The organism is Paenibacillus tianjinensis, from assembly GCF_017086365.1.
GTDB classification, from domain to species: Bacteria; Bacillota; Bacilli; order Paenibacillales; family Paenibacillaceae; genus Paenibacillus_AQ; species Paenibacillus_AQ tianjinensis.
On the sequence record NZ_CP070969.1, the window covers coordinates 5,114,271 to 5,133,058 of the forward strand.

Consider the following 18,788-nt stretch of genomic DNA (forward strand, 5'->3'; position numbering starts at 1 on the left):
GTGTTGATCTATAGGCGGAATTCGCTATACTTAAAATATATGGAATAAATGGGAGGGAAGATCCAATGTTATATGGTGGGGTATGTGACGACGAAAGCGAAGTTTACGAAGAATTAAGTCGATTTTTCACACTTTTCGAAAGAAACATTAATTGTAAAATCTCCTTGACTTATTTTTCCTCAGGAGAAGAACTGCTAGAACACTATCAAAGCAAAAAGCCTCCTCATTTCCATTTTCTCTTTCTTGACATAGAAATGTCAGGTATAGATGGCCTGGAAACGGCAAAGCAAATACGTTCCTTCCCTAATAAAGAAGTCGCAATCTTATTTTTAAGCAGCCACCCGGAATATATCATGGAAAGTTTTGAAGTATTCACATTCCAGTATTTACTAAAACCATTGACGTACAGTACCTTTGAATCAAAAATGATACGGCTTTATGACCATCTCAACTCTACCTTAACGTATTCAATAATTTTGAAAGGGGAGCAAGGCGAGCATATTATCCCATTGTCTGAGGTTATATCCATTTTAAAAATAAAGCATTCTTTGGCACAAAATAAATTGAAAATCATTACAACCAATGGGGATTTTTCCGTTACAGGAACTATATCATCCTATTCTACGAAGTTAGGAGCACCTTTCCTGCTCATTTACAGATCAGTCATTGTCAATATGGATTATATCCGAAGATTTACTGTTCGTTCCGTTGTACTTAGCAACCATCAGGAATTACCTATAAGCAGAGCTCACATTAAGCAAATTAAAGATTCCTATGCTCATTATATGGCAGGAAAATTTATTCTATGAAAATAACCTTACTGTTCTTTCTAGGAACGACTCTCATACAGCTCGTTCTATTGAATCGCTATTTTTTTGCTTTGCTCGGTTCTTCTCAACAAAATAAACTGCAAACAACTTTTCATTATCTGCTGAGCGGAATTATCATTTATTTATCCTCAATCTCCTTTTTTCCTGTTGTCATAACAGGTTCATTATCAATGTGCAGTGCATTTATCATCTCTTGGTGCTACCCTGCCCGGATAGAATCGAAATTGATTTTTTCAATTGTATACGTCATTTTGGGTTTCGTAGCGGAAACCCTGTCATATGGACTCATTTCGCAATTTCATCTTTCCTCTGATGCTATAGACTTAAGCAATGAACAAACACGCTTACCCATTTTATTGCTATCATCACTTATTTTTTTCTTGTTCATTGTATTCATCAAGTTATTTAAAAGACAACGGGACTACAAGCTGAACACCTGGTACTATCTTATACTGGCTGTCATCAATATAGTTAGTCTGTTTATCTTACATACGCTTTTCTTCTATGCACAAGAAAATAACATGTATATTTATTCAGCCATTGCTGTCCTGCTAATCAATGTTACTATCATCTATTTATTTGATGAATTAATTGAAAGCTTCCAGATGAAGGATGAGCTGCAAAGATTACATAAACAAACTGAGTATCAAAATACCAGCTATCAGAAAATTTCAAACTCCTTTCAAATGACCAAACGAATTATCCATGATACGAATAAGCACTTTATTTATATTCGCGCCTGCATTCAAGCAGGGGAAAGGGAAAAGGCACTTGGTCATATTAGCAAAACTCTACAGGCGATGAAGAATTCTTATTTCACGATAGCTACAGGTAACTTGGTTATTGATTCTTTACTAAATAATGCAATAAATATTTCTAATGAGAGAAATATACAAATAACACATCATATAAGTATAGAGAATCTGGACATGATAGATCCTTTTGACCTGTGCATAGTAATCGGTAATATTTTAGACAATGCAGTTGAAGCGGCTCAACTTCTTCCTACCCCTGCGGAACGTTTCATATTCATTCGAATCTTCACGCAGTATCAAATGCTAACCATTTATTCCGAAAATTCATATACCCCTTGCAACAAGAGGAGAATAAAGAAAAATAATGAGCTACACGGAGTAGGCCTGCTCAATATCCGGCAGATCACTGAAAGATATGGAGGTCATCTTACCGTAACGGCCAGTGAAACATTTAAAACTATAGTTGTCCTTCCTATAAACCGAGGAGTCTAAATGCTGAAAACTGGATACTGGATAGCCCGGTATTTCAGAATGAACTAAGGGCAGAGAGGGAAATCGCAGAGGGAAAAGTCCCACTAATCTCACACTTCTTCCATACTTCCCTACTCTGACAGCATAAAAAAGGAACCTTTGCTTAGCAAAGATTCCAAAGCGTTTATATTGTGTTAATAATTATCTGCAAGCATCTATCTACAATCTATCGTTAACGCCGCCATTTCATAAACTTGTAGTCCAGCAGATCCACCAGCAGGAACAATACAAAGCCAACTAAGCTAAACAGCATAATGCCCGCGTACATTTCCGGATAATCCAGCCGCAGCCAGGCATCCATGATGAAGTAGCCCATGCCATGCTCGGTGCCGTAGATTTCGGTGAAGAACAGCACTGATATCGCCGTACCGAGCGAAATCCGGATTGTGCTGAGAATGACTGACAGTGCGCCGGGCAGCGTCACATTCCAGAATTTCTGGACCGTGCCGGCACCGATACTGGTCAGTACATCATAGGTGTTCTCGGGAATTGCCTTGACCCCGTCACGTACGGAAATAATGATCTGGAACAGCAGAATGAGCATAATCATCAGTACCTTGGAGGTTTCCCCAAGCCCGAAGAACAGCATGACCACCGGCAGCAAGGCAATCTTCGGAATCGGATAGGTCAGATAGACGACCGGATCGAGCAATTTGTTCCACAGCGTTGAACGTCCCATCAGCAGTCCAATCAGGAGACCGATGACCAGCGCCAGCAGAACGCCTTCAAAAATCCGCAGCAGGCTATAGCCGACGTTGAGCAGAACTTCCCGGCCTTCCAGCTGGAACATCGCCTTGTAGACCGAACCCGGACTGGGCAGAATCGGATGATTCATCAGCAGGTAGACGATATACCAGACCAGATTCATGCATAAAAAGACAAACAACAACCGCAGCACACGGGTAATCCGCTTGTTCATCACCATTTCTCCTGCATTACCTTTCTGATCCGTTTCGTCTGCTCAAAGAACTCATTACTTTCCCGTTTCTCCTCATGCTTCATCCCGAACACTACGGCATTATCCAGAACTTCCAGCGAATCCTCCTTGCCCGCAGGCAGGATGATAATCCGCTGTCCCAGCAGGATAGCCTCGTCCACATCATGCGTGACGAACAGCGCCGTTGCCGGATGGGCAAGCCAATTGTCGAGAAAAATCTGCTGCAGCGCTTCACGCGTCACGGCGTCCAGGGCCGAAAACGGCTCGTCCAGCAGCATAATCTTCGGCAAAATGGCAAAGGCCCGGGCGATCGCTACCCGCTGCTGCTGGCCTCCGCTCAGTGAGAGCGGATAACGGTCCGCCAGATCCGCTATTCCCATGGAGCTAAGCCAGTGCGTAATCCGCGCTTCCCGCTCCGCTTTGTCTCCCCCGGCAGCCCCGGTAATTTTCATCGCGATATGGATATTGCCATGAACGGTCTTCCAGGGCAGTAATCCGTAGTTCTGCGGAACAAGCCCGACCAGGATATCTTTGTCATGAACAGGTTTGCCGTTAAACAGCAGCTCTCCTGTATAATCCGGCAGCAGGCCGGCAATCGCCCGCAGAAGCGTCGATTTCCCGCTGCCGGAAGGCCCGATAATCGTATAAATCCCGTGCTCCGGCAGAGTCAGATTGACCTGACCCAGTGCCACCTGGCCGCTCTTGTACTCAACCTGGAGCTCTTTGATGCAAAGTCCGCTAATTCTTGAACTGGACATCGGAGATCACATCTTCAGCCGATATATTTTTGGTCAGCAGTCCTGTCTCCCGTGCCCAGGCAAAGGCTGCCTCCACTTCCTTCACATCCACTTGGTTCGCCGGCTGGTATTCAGGTACCTTAATCTCGTCTTTCAATGTTTCCGGGTAGCCTACTTCTTTAATAATCAGATCCATATATTCCGCCTGGTCATGAGATTTCATATACTCTACCGCCTCATTATAAGCAGCATACATGTCGCGGATTGCCTGCGGTTTGGCATCAATTACGCTTTGCGGGAAGGCGAGCACAAACGGGTTGACCCCAGCAGAATGTGTAGAGCTAAGCACGCGCAGGCCAGCGGATTCCCCCATGGTCACAAAAGGCTCCGGCAGCACAGCGGCATCGGCTTTCTTGTTCTTAAGCAGCTCCAGACGGGTCGGGATCTGCGGCACTTCACTCACGGTGATATCCGCTTCGCTCAGGCCCGCCTGCTTCAGCATCATCGCTACTGTATATTGAGTGGACGTGTTCTTGGACAAAATAACGGTTTTACCCTTCAGATCCTTCACATCCTGAATCTCATCGTTACCGGTCAGAAGGTCAAATTCACCAGTTGTTGTACTTGTGATCTTCACATCCAGACCGGCTTCATTATAGATCGAGATGGCCACCAGATCGGCGCTGATGCCGTCTACTTTGCCTGCCTGGAACGCCACGTCGCGGTCCTTGGCACTCTTGAAGGTCTGAATATCCAGATTGACGTTATGCTCCTTGTCGAAGCCTTGCTCATGGGCGATGATAAATGGAATGGCATCGATCGAAGGCAGCAGGCCCAGTGTGACGACTGCCGCTTCCGCCGGAGCCTCAGTAGCAGCCGCTCCCCCTGTATTGGCCGAGCCTGTATTGCTGCCGCCGCTTGCTGTATTGTTATTGCCGCAGCCTGCCGCAACCATGCCTACCGCAGCGACCAGCATAAACAGCATCATCAGGTGTTTCCAGTTCTTTCTTTTCATGAATCTTCCTGCCTCCATATCTTCTCTAGTATATTTTGCTTGCGCATTTATTCACATAAGGGCATAGAGAATCCTTTATGCTCCCCCGGGAAGCGTAAGTAATGCAATTTTACACCCATTGCCCTATTTTGTATATTTATAAATTTAAATAATAACGGCTGCATAAAAAAACGACAGTGTATCAGCGCCACCACCGGCTCTGCACTATCGTTACATTAGTGTGTATGAGATATGCACCAGCATCTAACCTCAGCTATATTTGCCGTAGTCTTTGATGAGTACTTTGGTATGACACTTAACCTCTATCTCAGGATACACTTTTTTCCAATTTAAACTTATCCATTCCTTGTAGGTCAGCCCGTTCCGCACATATGATCCGATTCCCAGGCTGTCTATGTCATGCTCCTGCATCTGCGCCACCATCTTATCAGCTTTGGCCGTGATATATTCAGATATCTTCTGTTCTAATTCATGACGTGCCTTGCTCTCATTAATCTTCTCTTCTCCGGTGTATTCGAGTACCGAGCCTTGGATGGAAGCATAGATGTCAACCTTAAACCGCCCGCCGGCCAGTTGATGCACTTTGATCTTTCGTTTGTTTAATATGGAGCTTAACATGACGACCACTGGCTTGCCATCCTTTTCCCCTAAGTTAATTGCGGCTTCCCCCTGCCTGAGATCATCGCGGAACAGGGCAAAGATAATTCCATCCTTGGCCGGAATCCTCATCACATACCGGTCCTCTTGAAACATGGCAACTCCTTCAATGACCACTTTGTCTCCCCCGTCTTTCACAATCGGAGCTACAGGGTCAATGCCGTCATCGTTGAAGTCCCTGGAGAACTCATATAGGGTGGTGGCCGGGACACTATTGCCGTAAGATTCCTTATCCAGCAGATGAGTGATATAGCGCCCCGTATCGTTATGGGACTTGAACGTCTTGGACAGCAGATCTCCTGCATCCCCCTCAACCAGGGTTACTCTGACCCCCAGCGCGATAGAGGGATCCCGCAGGAGTGTATCGATATAATCGCCTAAACCCTCTTTTGCCAGCTTCGTTCCGTATAAGGTCTCTCTTACCTGCCCGCTGACCACCTTCAGATCAGTTTGCCGGGAGAACTGCAGCCGCGCTGATTTTAGGCTGTCGCTTACAGTCGTCATGAGTTCACGGCGGACCTTCGAGGTGGGATCTGTAACCGGAACGCAGTAAGTCACCTTGAGCCGTTTATCGTCCATGAGATCATAGCTTGCCGTTTGGACCATCCCCAGCTTTTCAAGTATCCGCTCATCGCTTTTGCAGCCGGCTAACAGCAGCAGAAGTAGAATCGCAGGAATTAGCCGCAGCTTAAACATGGGAAGCCCCTCCTTTCCGTTGAATAAGCAGGATCATGATCAATAACAGGGGGAGGACAAAGGCAATACCCGTCACCGCATAGCCCAAGTTAGTAATCCAGACATTGACCTGATCCAGCGTCTTGGGAACAAAAGAAATACAATAGGAGATGCCCAGCAAAATGACCAGAAGTACCGGTGTTTTCATCTTTGGAACAATTCTTTGTATAGTCAATTGCGCCGCCCACCAATACATCACAACCGTGACCAGGACTAAAAACAGAAAAAAACCGTAGAGCAGGTTTTCCAGCCGTTCAATAAACGGCAACTGGATATAGGCCAGTAAGTCCAGCACGGGATACAGCAGCTTTTTTAACTGACCCGGGCCGAAGAAGCCGAAACAGATCAGCGACAGACAGATGTAGACGAACGATAAAAAAACATTTCCGGCATAAATGGCCGCCATCGACTTTTTACCTTTACTCTTGTTCACATACGGGAATAGCAGAATGGACAGCTCATAGCCCAAATAAGCGGCATACACCTCCACCGCCCCCTTTACCTGGTCATGCCCGCCGTGAAGAATGAACGGAGTAAACCTCGCCCAGCGAAAAGAGGGGAAGAACCAGAGCAGCAGTCCAAACATCCAGATAGTCATCCAAAAGAAAAGGGTTACCGCATTGGACATCTTGTAGATTCCTTTGATCAGCATCATAAAGGCGAGCACGTCGATAGCCAGCTTGAACAGCATCGGATTGGTTGTCGGGAAAGCCAGCATTTGAAAGAGCAGCACATATTTTTTGCCGATCATACAGCCAAAAACAAGCCAAACTGCTGTTAAACAGACGTAGAAAGGATACAGGATCCCCTTCGGAACCGACTGCTCCATAATTTCAAAGATGGAACGTCCCTTCCCCAGCCGAAAAACCAGATTAATCAAATAAATATTGAATGACGACAGCAGCAGACACGGGATGATTACAAGCCAGCCGTTCGTTCCGAAATAATCCGCCAGACTACGCGGCAGGGTAAAGATCACGATTCCCGACTGAGTCATGTACACAAGAATGGCAATATGAAAGGGACTAAGCTTTTCTGGCATACCTACCATTCCTACTTTCTGTTGGTTTGCTTCACCCGGTTAGAGGTTGCAGACTGTGAAGGCCGGGTTCTGAGCATGGAAAAGGGCGCTCGGATGAATACATCCTTCCAATCCCCAGACTTCATCGGTGCAACGGGAATAACATAGGACGTGCCAAGACTGGTAAGGCCGGATAAATGAATCACAACGGCTGCGATCCCCATCACCAGCCCCATATTGCCCCAAACGCCGGTCAGAATAATAATTCCGAAACGGATCAGCCGGATCGAAGCGCTCATCATATAGCTGGGAATGACAAAAGACGCGATGGCGGAGGAAGCTACGGCAATAATCAGCACATTACTGGTCAGACCGGCCTGTACCGCCGCCTGTCCGATTACAATACCGCCTACGATCCCGATGGTCTGGCCGATCTTGGTAGGCAGTCGTGCACCCGCCTCACGCAGCAGCTCAATCATGATCTCCATCAGCAGCGCCTCATAGACCGGAGGGAAAGGGACTCTGTTGCGTGATTCGGCCAGCGTTCTCAGCAGTGCTTCTGGAATCATCTCGTAATGAAAGGTAGTCACAGAGACATATAACGCCGTAAAGGTAATGGTGATGAGCAATGCCATATATCTTAGCAGCCGCAGGGCTGTACCGAGTGCCCAACGCTGGTAGTAATCATCTGGCGAAGAGAAAAATTCAAAAAATGCAGCCGGCGCGCTAACCGCTGTCGGGCTGTTATCAACAATGGCAACAACCCGTCCTGCAGCGAGCTTGGATGCAATCACATCCGGTCTTTCGGTAGTCAGGAATTGGGGAAACACCGAATTCGGCATGTCCTCAATAAATTGGGTTAGCATCCCCCCGTCGTTAAGTGCATCCGTTTCAATGGTTTGAATCCGCCGCTCCATATCGTCAACAAACTTTGGATTGGCAATATCCTTGATATAGAGCAAATAAACAGCTGTTTTGGATACTTCACCTACAGCATACTTTCTGATTTTGAGATGCGGGCTTTTGAGTCTGCCGCGGACTAAGGATATGTTCGTAAGCGCCGACTCGACAAAAGCATCATGTGGACCTGCAATAATCGTTTCCGTCTCGGATTGCTGCACACCACGCGTCTCCGGGCTAAAGACATCCAGTAAATAAACCATCCCACGATGAAAAACACCTACATTGCCTTCCAGGATGCCGATTACAACCTGTTTGGGATCTTTCGCTGGCGTAAATTGCGACTGCTGAAGCAGCCGGTCAACCTCATCCAGCCGAGTTTTGGAAAAGGGCTCCTGTATTTCTCTCATAAATAAGACACTGTCCACAGAATGCGAAAAATATAAAACATCAATCTCCACTTCCGGATAAGAACGGTGGTTCAAATCGGCGCATTGATCGAACTCTTCAAGAATATGTCCAAGCGAAAGCGGATTCTGCGCCATCAAACTCATTGAATACCCTCCCTGCAACTACTATTTTGTGGTAGTATTCCCAAAAACCGCATGGATATTTATAGCAAAAAACCTCCGTTACCCGGTAAGGGTAACGAAGGTTCTGTCAGGAGTTATTGAGCCGCACCGGTAACGGTTGTTCCGCTTTTGGTAATCTTGTAGCTCACAATCTCACCGCTCCAGAAATGGAATTTAAGAATGATTTCACCATCGTTCGCTTCTTTGAAGAAGTTCTCTTGCAGGCTGATCTCTCCCGTATTGTAGGAAGGACTAAACGTATAAGCAAATTCCTTGTAGGAGGTCCAGTTCTGCGGTCCTGCATTGCCGCCGGAGACATATACGGCTTCCATGGTCGCTAATATATCACCGTTGAAATTTGTAGGGATTTTAAAGGAAGCTGTTGTTCCCTGGGTGCTGCTAAGGACAGGTGTACTGGAAACAATGAGATTAAAGGTCCAGTCGGAACCTTTGTTGAACCCGGCCGTAAGGACTGCATTTACGCCCAGCTTGCCGGAAGACGTGAGGCTCTTCAGCTTGGCAGCCTTGAGTGTCAGCTTATCTCCGTTCAGAGTATAATCTGTCCCTTTCTTCAGCTTGCCGCCTGACGCGCTGAGCGAGGTCAGCTTGTTGCCGTTCAGGTTCAGCGAAACCGTGACATCCTTAACTTCTTCACCTTTTTTCAAATAAATGAGATCGCTTTCAGCAGTTGCCGAACGTGTGCTCCAGCTGTTCTTCATCATCGTAAACAGCTGGGGATCGGACCATTTATACGTCGTGCGTCCAAAATGCTGGCCGTTATCCCACAGCATAGAGGTAATCCGTTTTTCTCTCAGATAGTTGGCCAGGAATTCAAAAAACTTCAGCTTTTCCCCCTGCTCAATCGTTCCTGTATTCTTGTCGAAGCCTAGCAGTCCGTATTCGCCTACGATGACAGGAATGCCTTTGGCGGTGAAGGTAGCATGCACCTTATCAAAGGTCTGGATAATGTCATTTTGCGTGTCGGCGTCAAATTTGGTGTATCCGGCAATATTGACGCTGAACGGCCAGAAGCCGTAATAATGTACCGTCGCAATCAGATTAGGGTCTTTCAGTCCGGTGATGGTCTGGTAGAGTACATCCATCCGTTCCTGGGTCGGAGAGGATTCAAGCGAAGGAAGCACCAGCGGACGTTCCGCATTCTTCCCGCCCGAGCTTCTTACGATGCTGTGGAAGGACTTATTCAGCTCTGTCAGCATTTGAGTCGCTTTAGCTTCGTCTGTAGTTCCCCCATCGGTGAAACGCGGCTCGTTGACGCTCTCGAACATCAGCTTATCGGGGTAGTTCTTAAACTTCGCCGCAATCTGGGTCCAGGCTGCATTGTAGCGGGCCAGCACCTCATCATGCTTCTTCTCCATCCCGCTGATCCACAGCCAGGAATCATGATGAAGATTGATCATCACATACAGTTTTTCATTCAGTGCCCAGTCCACTACCTGTTGAACTCTGGCAAGATAAGCAGCTTCTATAGTATAGTTCGGAGCCGCCCCAATATGAACATCCCAGGTTACCGGTATGCGGATGCTTTTGTACCCCTGGTCGGCGATTTTTTTGATCAGCTCCTGAGTGACTTTCGGATTGCCCCATGACGTTTCATCAGCCCCGGTAGCGTCGAGCGTATTGCCGAGGTTCCAGCCCGGCTGCATGGCATCAACATAGGATTGCATCGCGGATGTTGCAGGTTTTGCTTTGGCCGTCTGATCTGCAGATGCTGCCGATACACCCGGCGTTATCAGTGCGAGCAGTAGCAGCGTAGTGAACGCTAGTGATAGAAATGATTTCTTCTTAGGCATGAATATGATATTCCTCCCTTATGAATGAACGATCATTTTCTTCAAATCCCCCAAGCCTGGTACACCCGCCACCTCCATTCATTTCATGTAACCGCTTACCTAAAAGAATATAACATCTTTTCCACTTGGCAAATAACCCAATAATTAGTGAAAAAATCCTATGGAAATTAATGATTTGGGTGGCAGGGGAATGAACTTGGAGTGCTACATTTAGGGATTAGCCGTGGCTACAGGGAATATTTGGACTTCCGGCCGCTGCCCGCCTGCAGATTTCTTGATTATACCGTTTCACGGTTGAAATCCGCAGACAAAGGCGGACGCTACGCTCCTCCAGTTCCAAAATTCCCCTCCGCCACTTTTCCCTTAATGTATGGGGGTGTAGGCAGAGTAGCGGGAATTTCTCCATCTAATTTCGGACCGACTGGATGGAGACGGACACTAGCGGGATTTTCTCCTGCTAATTTCTACCAGGCAGGCCTAAGTTAGCATTTCTAGAGATTTTAGAGGGAGGTTTTCCACCTAAATCCTAATTTTAGGCGAAAACGAATGAAATAGTTGGAGGATTTCCCGCTAAAATTTTTTTCAGGATTCATTCTCCAGCAACTCGACTTCCTCACCCTGCTGTTGTCTCCGTTCAATGTTAGCTCTGCCCCAGGTGCACATTTGGTTAATAATTTCATTCGCTGTAATTCCATACTCGCTTATGTAATACTCCACTTTGGGAGGCATTTGAGAGTATACATGTCTGCCGATGATTCCATCCTGTTCAAGCTCACGCAGCTGCTGGATCAGCACTTTTTGCGAAATTCCCGGAATACTGCGCTGCAATTCGCTTGTTCTTTTGGTGCCGGAAATTAATAAACATACAATCAGAGCCTTCCATTTCCCTCCGATAATTTCAAGTGTTGCTTCAATGCCTAAGTTATATTGCTTCATGATATCGCACCACCTCATCAACGCTAGAAATCAATAGATTATCTGTTATTTCTATAATCGCATAGATTCACTCTGCGTCCAATGCACACTTTGAGGTAACTAGGTTACTTGATTGTGTGTATTTACATTTTTTTGAACATGAAAAATAATGTAAGCAGCTGCAGCAAGCAAATCAGCATACAAAGGAAAGGTGAATGACGATGAAGACTTTAGTGATCCTGGCACATCCGGATATAGAAGCTTCGAGAGTGAATAAAAGATGGAAACAGGAGCTACTTCAGCATCCGGACGAGATTTCGATTCATGAGCTCTATAAGCAGTATCCGGACTGGAACATAGATGTAGTAAGAGAACAGAAGCTGCTGGAAGCCTACAGCCATGTCATTTTTCAGTTTCCGTTGTACTGGTATAGTTATCCGCCCTTACTAAAAAAGTGGCTGGATGATGTATTTACCCATGGATGGGCCTACGGTTCAAACGGCAGGAAGCTGCAGGGTAAAAAGCTGGGATTAGCGATGTCGATCGGTGATAAGAAGGAGAATTATCTGCCTGCGGGTTCTGTTTCTTTTACGGTAGATGAAGTTATTGCCCCTTTCAAAGCCAGTGCAATCCATGTCGGCGCAACTGCACTACCTCATTTTGCTGTCTTCGGGGCTTCTTTTCAGGTGAGCGATAAAGAGATTGATCAGAGCGCGGCGGATTATATTGAATATATTGTGCAGCATAGATAGGGCTTAACAAAAAGCCTTCGTTCACCCTAGACGGTGAACGAAGGCTTGAACGTATGATTGCGTGAGCAGGAGAAAAATTACCGAAACGGAACATTAGATTTTTCTACTTTTAAGGAAGGATCGACATATTTCAGGTAAGGCGCGATTCTGTTCGCTTCCTCCACTTTAGGGCCGAGTATAATCTTGGTATAACGCAGGCTCTCGCCGCTCCGTTTTACGTAAAGTGTTGGAACCGGAGAGGTTTCTTTGTTTAGTTGAATTTCCTTGGAATCGACGGGTTCATAACGGATCAGCCGGAGCTCTTTCTCATATTCATAATCCGTTGTTTTGAATAAATACCTGATCTGATCAATGGATTCCCTTAAGTGCTCAATCAATGCTTCTTCCAGACCTGCATCACCATGGCATCTTTCTGAGGCAGCATGGATATAACCAACAATATTTTTAAGCTCCATATCTATTTGATTGATGCTGTCTGTATCATCTTCACCGTCAACTTTAGTCATACTGAGCTGCATGGTGTTATTAACGCTCTTCACATAAATAACCCGGTAAGGGATATAGGAATTAACATATGTATTGCCATTCTCACGGTTTCCAATAATATCATGCTGAATTTCATCGTTATCCCTATCAAAAAAGTCATTCTTGATCACCAGGCAGCACCCATGACCTTTATCACCGTATTGCGCCCACATCGGCAGATCATCCACCCGAAGGGTTAAGCTGAACAAATATACATCACTTGCCTGCATGTTTGTATCCTCATTGGTAAAGCGTTCATATACCTTGTTGAGCAAAGGAGCGTCGCAGCCATGGCAATCCTTAAGTGTTGAAATAAAGATCAGCCCTTCAGAGGGGTCATTCATGTATGCGGCATTGTTCAGTCTCAGGTAAGCCGGATCATCACTTTTCTTGACAAGGTAGTTCAAATTCTCAAGCCTGGAGTAATGGGCAAGCTCAGCACCCTCCGGAATTGAAACCGCACATTGCTTCATAATCTGCTTCATACTGAGATGGATACCAATCATATTGGATTGTATCTCAGGATAATCTTTGAAGGTTGAAATAATCTTACTTAAGAAATAATACTGGGTATCCCCTAGTACATCCGCATGAATTTCGGCAAAAGACCTTAACATCTCCAATTCTTGATTTAGAACCGGAAGGTTCGGCGAACCTTGACTACTGCCATTCAATATCGCTTTAGAAAGTACATTCAGAAAATTGTTTATTTTCTTTTTATCCATGTTTGTCAGATATGCCCGTTTGCCTTCCTCAAAATATTTTATTGAGTTATCAGCAGTACCGGTTTCGAGATACTGTACCCATGCATAGTGATAGTACAGCAGAGCATCGCGATTGTCGTTCTGCCCGCTGTCTATAACAATGGCTTCATCAAGTACTTTAAGTGCATCAGTATACATTTTAAGGTTACGATATATTATAGATAAGCCCTGGCGATACTTATTATTAGATTTTTGTAAGGATATAGCCATTCTAATTTTATTTATAGCCTCATCATACTGGTTAGTTGCATAATATTCCACGCCTAAACTATACTGATAATTGGCATTTCCGGGCTCTAACTCCACCGCCTTCTTCAGTACTTCTATCGTTTCCGGATGTTGTCTGTTGGCATAATAGGATAGACTCAAATTGAAGTGGTATTGTGCATTATCAGGTTCAAACTGAACTGCTTTCCTCCTCGCCTCTATGGCTTGCTCATATTGGCCGTTTGTATGATATGATGCACCCAAACTGTCTAAATATCTTGCGTTTTTTGGTTCTATTTCCGTGATCCTTTTCTTTGCCGTTATCGCTTCTGAATATTGGCCGTTTTCATGGAAGGATAACCCTAAACTGTATTGATAGCCTGCGTTGTTTGGTTCTAGCTCAGCTGCTTTTCTTTTGACCTCTATGGCTTCCTCATATTGTCCGTTTGCATGATACGATTTGCCTAAACTAAATAGATATCCTGCATTGCCAGGCTTTAGCTTGACTGCTATTCTTTTGACCTCTATAGCTTCCTCATATTGTCTGTTTTCATGAAAGGATAACCCTAAACTGTATTGATATTCTGCATTGTCAGGCTTTAGCTCGACTGCTTTTTTCGCAGCTTCTATAGCCTCCTCATATCGCCCGTTTGCATGAAAGGATACACTCAAATTGACTTGATATCCTGCGTGATTTGGTTCAAGTTTGACTGCTTTTTTCTTAGCCTCTATAGCTTCCTCATATTGTCTGTTGGCATGATACGAAAAACCCAAACCGTTCTGATATTTTGCATTTTCAGGTTCCTGCTCGACTGCTTTTTTCATAGCCTCTATAGCTTCTTCATGTTGTCCGTTTTCACGATACGATAAACCTAAGTTATACTGCTCTCGCGCATTGGTTGAAATTGTCGACATTGAATCCTGCCCTTTCACAAGTCATCACAGCATTACAAAATAATCCTGTATACTCATAACTTTACAACAACTTGACAAACTCTTCCACCAAACTCTATAAAAATATAAATCTCAACAAACATACAAATAACCTCCGTCCGGCTTCCTGTTGAAGCCGAGACGAAGGCTGGCATGAATAGACGGAATATCCCCCTACACCGTCCCCCGCTCAATAATCACATAATCAAGCTTGCGGTGTACGGGCACGCGGCTGCCGGTGCGGATCTGCTCATGGATGATGCGGAAGGCAGCGGCGCCCATGTCATAGAGGTGGTTGTCGATGGTGGTGATGCCGAGCAGCCGGCCGATCGGCTGATTGTCGAAGCCCATGACCGCGAGATCCTCCGGAATGCGCAGCCCGTGCTTGCGCGCTTCGATAATGAGCCCCGCTGCGACATGATCACCGGTAATGATCAGCGCCTCAGGCCGGTCCTGCATGTCCAGCAGCGATAACGCAACTCCCGCCCCATCCTCCTCCGTCATACAGTCGTAGACCATCCACTCCTCCCGGAAGGGAAGGTTACGCTCGGATAGAAAAGTGCGGAAGGCGGACTGCCGGATGGAGGCACTGCTGCCGTTCTGCCTGCCCTCACAGTACCCGATTTTGCGGTAGCCTTTGCTGGTCAAATACTCCAGGCCATCCCAAAAAGCCTCATAATGCTCAATATAGACTGAGGAGAAACGCCGTTCACCGCTGTCCTGGCAGGTAATGATCGGACCGTAATCCGTATATTTCTCGATCACCTCCGGCTGGAGCGCCGTAGACACGATGACCACGCCGTCAATTTCCTTGTTGCGCAGCATCTCCAGTACTTTCAGCTCCTCCTCGGCAGCATAGTTGCTCTGGCAGAGAATCAGCCGGTACTGTGCATTCAGCGCTTCATGGGCCAGCCCGTCCATCACAATCGAGAAGTAGTATAAATTGATATAAGGCAGGATGACCGCAATGGCTCCGGTACGCCCGGTAATCAGATGCACGGCATTCATATTCCGGGTGTAGTGTAATTGCTCTATGGTATTAAGCACGGCGGCTCTTTTGTTGTCACTGACATAAGGATGATTATTCAGAACACGGGATACAGTCGTTACAGAAACACCGGCGATGCGGGCAATTTCTTTAATGTTGGCCATCAGCAAGCTTCCTCCTGAATAGGATGATACTGGTTTTATTTTACCACATCGGCCTTTAATAGCTGCTCATAAAAAAAGCTTGCTATGGAATCCATTTCATATACTACACTGGTTCTGCAACAGCTTACCGGACTAAACTGGCGTGACCGAAAGGGCGTGACAGACCGGTACAGTACGTGTCTTTGCCGCCGGAAGGGCGGTTTTTTTTACGTTCTTAGAAATAGGCTTCAGCTTGTCTTCGTCCCCGCCCATTTTAGGGCAATGACCGCACAATTAACATTGCGCATACATAATATGATTTGACTGTATCCCTTTACCTTGTTATACCAAACAAACCCGAGCAAGGAGGGGTGACACCATTGAAAGGGAACGAACATCACAGCAAATTTCTGTTGACGCACCGCGAGCGCGAAGTATTCGAGCTTCTTGTGCAAGACAAAACTACACGGGATATTGCCGGATTGTTATTCATCAGTGAAAAAACCGTCCGCAACCATATCTCCAACGTCATGCAAAAATTAAACGTAAAAGGCCGTTCGCAAGCGGTTGTCGAGCTGATCAAGCTTGGGGAGCTGAAGATATAGCTGCCGTGCTTCAGAAGTGACACGTTTAAGCCTTCTTTTATCCTTTGGGGTGAGAGGAGGTTTTTTGTTTGCCCACCAAAAGAGCGGAAAGTGAGTTCGATCACCGTCAGATTTTTATGAAATGATAAATTAAAGCTATTAAGGCAACTCAGGAGGATTTGTGATGACAAGATACGAGCAACAAAGGCAGTTTCTAAAATCTAATTTCCATGAATTCAAACATATAAAAACAGATAAGATCAAGGGAATAACACAGCCGCCAATTGTTAAGCCCTTTGATTCGGAAGCAGTACTTATCGATTTGCCGAAGGTCAGCAAAGACGTTGTGTGTAACGACAACATTTTTAATTGTATAGATCAGAGAAGAAGTACCCGGTTTTATTCTGCGGACACTTTAAGTCTTGAGGAGTTATCCTATTTATTATGGGCAACCCAAGGGATCACGGGTATGAATAAGCTTGGGCTAACGATGCGGACGGTACCCTGCAGCGGGGCGACACACACCTTTGAAACCTATTTAATGATTATGCGGGTAGAAGGCATTCAGCAGGGAATCTACAGATACCTTCCGGTAGAACACAAGCTTTTATTTATGTTTGAACTGGATGAGCTTGAACAAAAGGTTGATGCGGTTACTTTGGATCAGCCCTTTGTCCCTAACTTTGCCAAAAAGGCTGCTGTACTGTTTGCATGGAGTACCACACCCTACCGGTCCGAATGGAAGTATGATATTTCAGCCCACAAAAAAATCCTCATCGATGTTGGACATGTATGCCAAAACCTTTATTTATCCAGTGAATCCATCGGTGCAGGTGCTTGTGCAATTGGAATCTATGATCAAAAGCTGATTGATGAAATTTTGGCATTAGACGGTGATGAAGAATTTGTGATCTATATGGGCGCGGTCGGGAAGAAACGGGAATAGCGGCCCTCAGGTGATTCAGAAGTGACACATCTATGCCTTCCTTTATCCTCCGGGATAAGGGGAGGTTTTTTGTGCGGAAAATTACTGGCACAGGCATATTTTAATTTAACAACAATAATATATTTAATATCAGTACTTTTTTATTGTAAAACGATAAATAATGTGTTAAATTCAATGTAATCACAAGAACAAGCGGGGGATTTATTATGGAACGTATGGAACGTGGTACAACACTTTTTTTGAAGGCGGCTGTGATTCTGATTGGCATTCCGGTACTTGCGATATGCATTTTTCTGGTGCCGGAGATTGGGGAGTTTGCTGCCGAATTGTATCCGGATTACCGGTTTTTGAAGGTGCTCGTATGGATCGATTTGTACGCAACGGTGCTGCCCTTTTACTTCGCCCTGTATCAGGCCTTTAAGCTGTTAGACTACATTGACAAGCACAAGGCGTTCTCGGAATTATCGGTGCAGGCTCTTAAGCGTATCAAATACTCTGCGATAGCCGTCAGCAGCCTGTTTGTACTGGGCCTGCCGCTCTTCTACCTAATGGCAGAGAAAGACGATGCGCCGGGGATCATCGTCATCGGACTGATTCTGATTTTTGCCTCCATGGTCATCGCCGTGTTTGCGGCAGTGCTTCAAAGGCTTTTAAAAGAGGCCATCGAACTAAAATCCGAAATTGATCTGACGGTCTGAGGTGAAGATTATGGCGATAATAATTAATATTGATGTGATGCTGGCAAAGCGGAAAATGAGCGTAACCGAGCTCTCGGAGCGGGTTGGAATCACGATGGCTAACCTCTCTATTCTGAAAAACGGCAAGGCCAAGGCGGTCCGGTTATCCACTTTGGAGGCGATATGCAAGGCTTTAGATTGTCAGCCCGGAGATATTCTGGAATACAAAAACGATTGATAGCAGTGAATGATCTGAATCTAAGCAAATAAAAGGCCGCAGCTCCGGATAATCCTCCGGGCCTGCGGCCTTTGGTACATATTAAGTAATTCAATACTTCTATATCTGAAGCAGCTAAGATTAATGGTATTTAACCGTCTTAATCCGGGCCTGTTCCTCATAAGTGAGCGGGCTTGGGGATTGTGGCGTGTGGAGATGCCGCTGTACGGTGTATTCCATATTCAGATAGTCTTCCTCTCCGGAAGCCATCCCCGGCTGCCAAATTCCTACTACCCAATTTTTAAGTTCCTTAAGTCCTTCCAGCATTACGTTCATCCTCCTTGAGCGATGAAATCTATAGTCAACAGCTGTTTTGTTTACGCTTTCATTATAACATAACCAACAAATTTTGAAAGAGGTGTCCACAGTAAAAAGACAATATTTTGTGACTATTGTATGATAACCTCATATTCTTTAAGGGTTTTGTATTCTTACAGAGGAACATTGTATTTATAGAGGAGACACTTTGCGCAAGTATTGATTTCGACCCTATGTCCGCAAATCTACCGCAACCAAACTCCCTGATATCTCCATTTTTTGGAGAGGACAGGATTGTATTTGTGATATACGTCACAT

At 45.5% G+C, this 18,788-nt stretch carries 18 protein-coding genes; 7 read left to right on the plus strand and 11 right to left on the minus strand.

All coding sequences use genetic code 11. The annotated features are described in order from the left end of the window. Positions 1–65: 65 nt before the first annotated feature. Both JRJ22_RS23670 and JRJ22_RS23675 read left to right on the plus strand, forming a co-directional pair. Complete coding sequence (locus JRJ22_RS23670; RefSeq protein WP_206101781.1) at positions 66–809, plus strand: LytR/AlgR family response regulator transcription factor; 744 nt, start codon at positions 66–68, stop codon at positions 807–809. Continuing rightward, positions 806–2,077: a sensor histidine kinase gene (locus JRJ22_RS23675; RefSeq protein ID WP_206101782.1), complete on the plus strand. Its 1,272-nt coding sequence runs from the start codon at positions 806–808 to the stop codon at positions 2,075–2,077. The genes JRJ22_RS23670 and JRJ22_RS23675 overlap by 4 nt, the downstream gene beginning before the upstream one ends. Positions 2,078–2,288: 211 nt before the next feature. Here JRJ22_RS23675 and JRJ22_RS23680 read toward each other — a convergent pair whose 3' ends face one another. From JRJ22_RS23680 to JRJ22_RS23715, 8 genes are all read right to left on the minus strand, one after another. Continuing rightward, complete coding sequence (locus JRJ22_RS23680) at positions 2,289–3,035, minus strand: ABC transporter permease (protein WP_232380936.1); 747 nt, start codon at positions 3,033–3,035, stop codon at positions 2,289–2,291. Beyond that, entirely contained in the window at positions 3,035–3,811 is a 777-nt protein-coding gene (locus JRJ22_RS23685) for an ABC transporter ATP-binding protein (RefSeq protein ID WP_206101784.1), read from the minus strand. Before JRJ22_RS23685 ends, JRJ22_RS23680 begins: the two co-directional genes overlap by 1 nt. Beyond that, entirely contained in the window at positions 3,792–4,805 is a 1,014-nt protein-coding gene (locus tag JRJ22_RS23690) for an ABC transporter substrate-binding protein (RefSeq protein WP_206101785.1), read from the minus strand. Before JRJ22_RS23690 ends, JRJ22_RS23685 begins: the two co-directional genes overlap by 20 nt. Positions 4,806–5,054: 249 nt before the next feature. Beyond that, a complete protein-coding gene (locus JRJ22_RS23695; RefSeq protein WP_206101786.1) occupies positions 5,055–6,158 on the minus strand; it encodes a Ger(x)C family spore germination protein in 1,104 nt (367 codons plus the stop codon). After that, positions 6,151–7,239, minus strand: coding sequence for a GerAB/ArcD/ProY family transporter (locus tag JRJ22_RS23700; RefSeq protein WP_206101787.1), 1,089 nt, complete (start codon positions 7,237–7,239; stop codon positions 6,151–6,153). The genes JRJ22_RS23695 and JRJ22_RS23700 overlap by 8 nt, the downstream gene beginning before the upstream one ends. Positions 7,240–7,250: 11 nt before the next feature. Next, positions 7,251–8,672 (minus strand): spore germination protein, encoded by a 1,422-nt coding sequence (locus JRJ22_RS23705; protein WP_206101788.1) that lies wholly within the window; start codon positions 8,670–8,672, stop codon positions 7,251–7,253. 113 nt (positions 8,673–8,785) lie between these two features. Continuing rightward, the gene (locus JRJ22_RS23710) at positions 8,786–10,501 is read right to left on the minus strand and encodes a cellulase family glycosylhydrolase (protein WP_206101789.1); all 1,716 of its coding nucleotides are present in this window, start codon (positions 10,499–10,501) and stop codon (positions 8,786–8,788) included. A 582-nt stretch (positions 10,502–11,083) separates the two neighbouring features. Further along, entirely contained in the window at positions 11,084–11,437 is a 354-nt protein-coding gene (locus tag JRJ22_RS23715; protein WP_206101790.1) for a winged helix-turn-helix transcriptional regulator, read from the minus strand. 200 nt (positions 11,438–11,637) lie between these two features. On the opposite strand from JRJ22_RS23715, the gene JRJ22_RS23720 reads away from it, so the two are divergent. Beyond that, complete coding sequence (locus JRJ22_RS23720; RefSeq protein ID WP_206101791.1) at positions 11,638–12,168, plus strand: NAD(P)H-dependent oxidoreductase; 531 nt, start codon at positions 11,638–11,640, stop codon at positions 12,166–12,168. Between the two features lie 77 nt (positions 12,169–12,245). Here JRJ22_RS23720 and JRJ22_RS23725 read toward each other — a convergent pair whose 3' ends face one another. Together JRJ22_RS23725 and JRJ22_RS23730 are read right to left on the minus strand one after the other, a co-directional pair. Then, the gene (locus JRJ22_RS23725; protein WP_206101792.1) at positions 12,246–14,579 is read right to left on the minus strand and encodes a tetratricopeptide repeat protein; all 2,334 of its coding nucleotides are present in this window, start codon (positions 14,577–14,579) and stop codon (positions 12,246–12,248) included. Between the two features lie 192 nt (positions 14,580–14,771). Next, a complete protein-coding gene (locus JRJ22_RS23730) occupies positions 14,772–15,749 on the minus strand; it encodes a LacI family DNA-binding transcriptional regulator (RefSeq protein ID WP_206101793.1) in 978 nt (325 codons plus the stop codon). A 359-nt stretch (positions 15,750–16,108) separates the two neighbouring features. Here JRJ22_RS23730 and JRJ22_RS23735 point away from each other — a divergent pair, with 359 nt between their 5' ends. From JRJ22_RS23735 to JRJ22_RS23750, 4 genes are all read left to right on the plus strand, one after another. After that, the gene (locus tag JRJ22_RS23735) at positions 16,109–16,333 is read left to right on the plus strand and encodes a helix-turn-helix domain-containing protein (RefSeq protein ID WP_019908812.1); all 225 of its coding nucleotides are present in this window, start codon (positions 16,109–16,111) and stop codon (positions 16,331–16,333) included. A 163-nt stretch (positions 16,334–16,496) separates the two neighbouring features. Then, positions 16,497–17,258 carry a SagB/ThcOx family dehydrogenase gene (locus tag JRJ22_RS23740; RefSeq protein ID WP_206101794.1) on the plus strand — a complete coding sequence of 254 codons (762 nt, stop codon included), beginning with the start codon at positions 16,497–16,499 and terminating at the stop codon, positions 17,256–17,258. Between the two features lie 215 nt (positions 17,259–17,473). Next, positions 17,474–17,956 (plus strand): DUF2975 domain-containing protein, encoded by a 483-nt coding sequence (locus tag JRJ22_RS23745; RefSeq protein WP_206105279.1) that lies wholly within the window; start codon positions 17,474–17,476, stop codon positions 17,954–17,956. 10 nt (positions 17,957–17,966) lie between these two features. Beyond that, complete coding sequence (locus JRJ22_RS23750; protein WP_206101795.1) at positions 17,967–18,173, plus strand: helix-turn-helix domain-containing protein; 207 nt, start codon at positions 17,967–17,969, stop codon at positions 18,171–18,173. 120 nt (positions 18,174–18,293) lie between these two features. Here JRJ22_RS23750 and JRJ22_RS23755 read toward each other — a convergent pair whose 3' ends face one another. Beyond that, a complete protein-coding gene (locus JRJ22_RS23755) occupies positions 18,294–18,479 on the minus strand; it encodes a hypothetical protein (protein ID WP_206101796.1) in 186 nt (61 codons plus the stop codon). Between the last annotated feature and the right edge of the window lie 309 nt (positions 18,480–18,788).

Coding starts and splice junctions, on each gene's coding strand:
- JRJ22_RS23685 (WP_206101784.1), bottom strand. CDS start 3,811: ATGTCCAGTTCAAGAATTAGCGGACTTTGCATCAAAGAGCTCCAGGTT.
- JRJ22_RS23700 (WP_206101787.1), bottom strand. CDS start 7,239: ATGCCAGAAAAGCTTAGTCCCTTTCATATTGCCATTCTTGTGTACATG.
- JRJ22_RS23755 (WP_206101796.1), bottom strand. CDS start 18,479: ATGCTGGAAGGACTTAAGGAACTTAAAAATTGGGTAGTAGGAATTTGG.
- JRJ22_RS23690 (WP_206101785.1), bottom strand. CDS start 4,805: ATGAAAAGAAAGAACTGGAAACACCTGATGATGCTGTTTATGCTGGTC.
- JRJ22_RS23710 (WP_206101789.1), bottom strand. CDS start 10,501: ATGCCTAAGAAGAAATCATTTCTATCACTAGCGTTCACTACGCTGCTA.
- JRJ22_RS23750 (WP_206101795.1), top strand. CDS start 17,967: ATGGCGATAATAATTAATATTGATGTGATGCTGGCAAAGCGGAAAATG.
- JRJ22_RS23720 (WP_206101791.1), top strand. CDS start 11,638: ATGAAGACTTTAGTGATCCTGGCACATCCGGATATAGAAGCTTCGAGA.
- JRJ22_RS23675 (WP_206101782.1), top strand. CDS start 806: ATGAAAATAACCTTACTGTTCTTTCTAGGAACGACTCTCATACAGCTC.
- JRJ22_RS23705 (WP_206101788.1), bottom strand. CDS start 8,672: ATGAGTTTGATGGCGCAGAATCCGCTTTCGCTTGGACATATTCTTGAA.
- JRJ22_RS23725 (WP_206101792.1), bottom strand. CDS start 14,579: ATGTCGACAATTTCAACCAATGCGCGAGAGCAGTATAACTTAGGTTTA.
- JRJ22_RS23745 (WP_206105279.1), top strand. CDS start 17,474: ATGGAACGTGGTACAACACTTTTTTTGAAGGCGGCTGTGATTCTGATT.
- JRJ22_RS23730 (WP_206101793.1), bottom strand. CDS start 15,749: ATGGCCAACATTAAAGAAATTGCCCGCATCGCCGGTGTTTCTGTAACG.
- JRJ22_RS23695 (WP_206101786.1), bottom strand. CDS start 6,158: ATGTTTAAGCTGCGGCTAATTCCTGCGATTCTACTTCTGCTGCTGTTA.
- JRJ22_RS23715 (WP_206101790.1), bottom strand. CDS start 11,437: ATGAAGCAATATAACTTAGGCATTGAAGCAACACTTGAAATTATCGGA.
- JRJ22_RS23740 (WP_206101794.1), top strand. CDS start 16,497: ATGACAAGATACGAGCAACAAAGGCAGTTTCTAAAATCTAATTTCCAT.
- JRJ22_RS23680 (WP_232380936.1), bottom strand. CDS start 3,035: ATGAACAAGCGGATTACCCGTGTGCTGCGGTTGTTGTTTGTCTTTTTA.
- JRJ22_RS23670 (WP_206101781.1), top strand. CDS start 66: ATGTTATATGGTGGGGTATGTGACGACGAAAGCGAAGTTTACGAAGAA.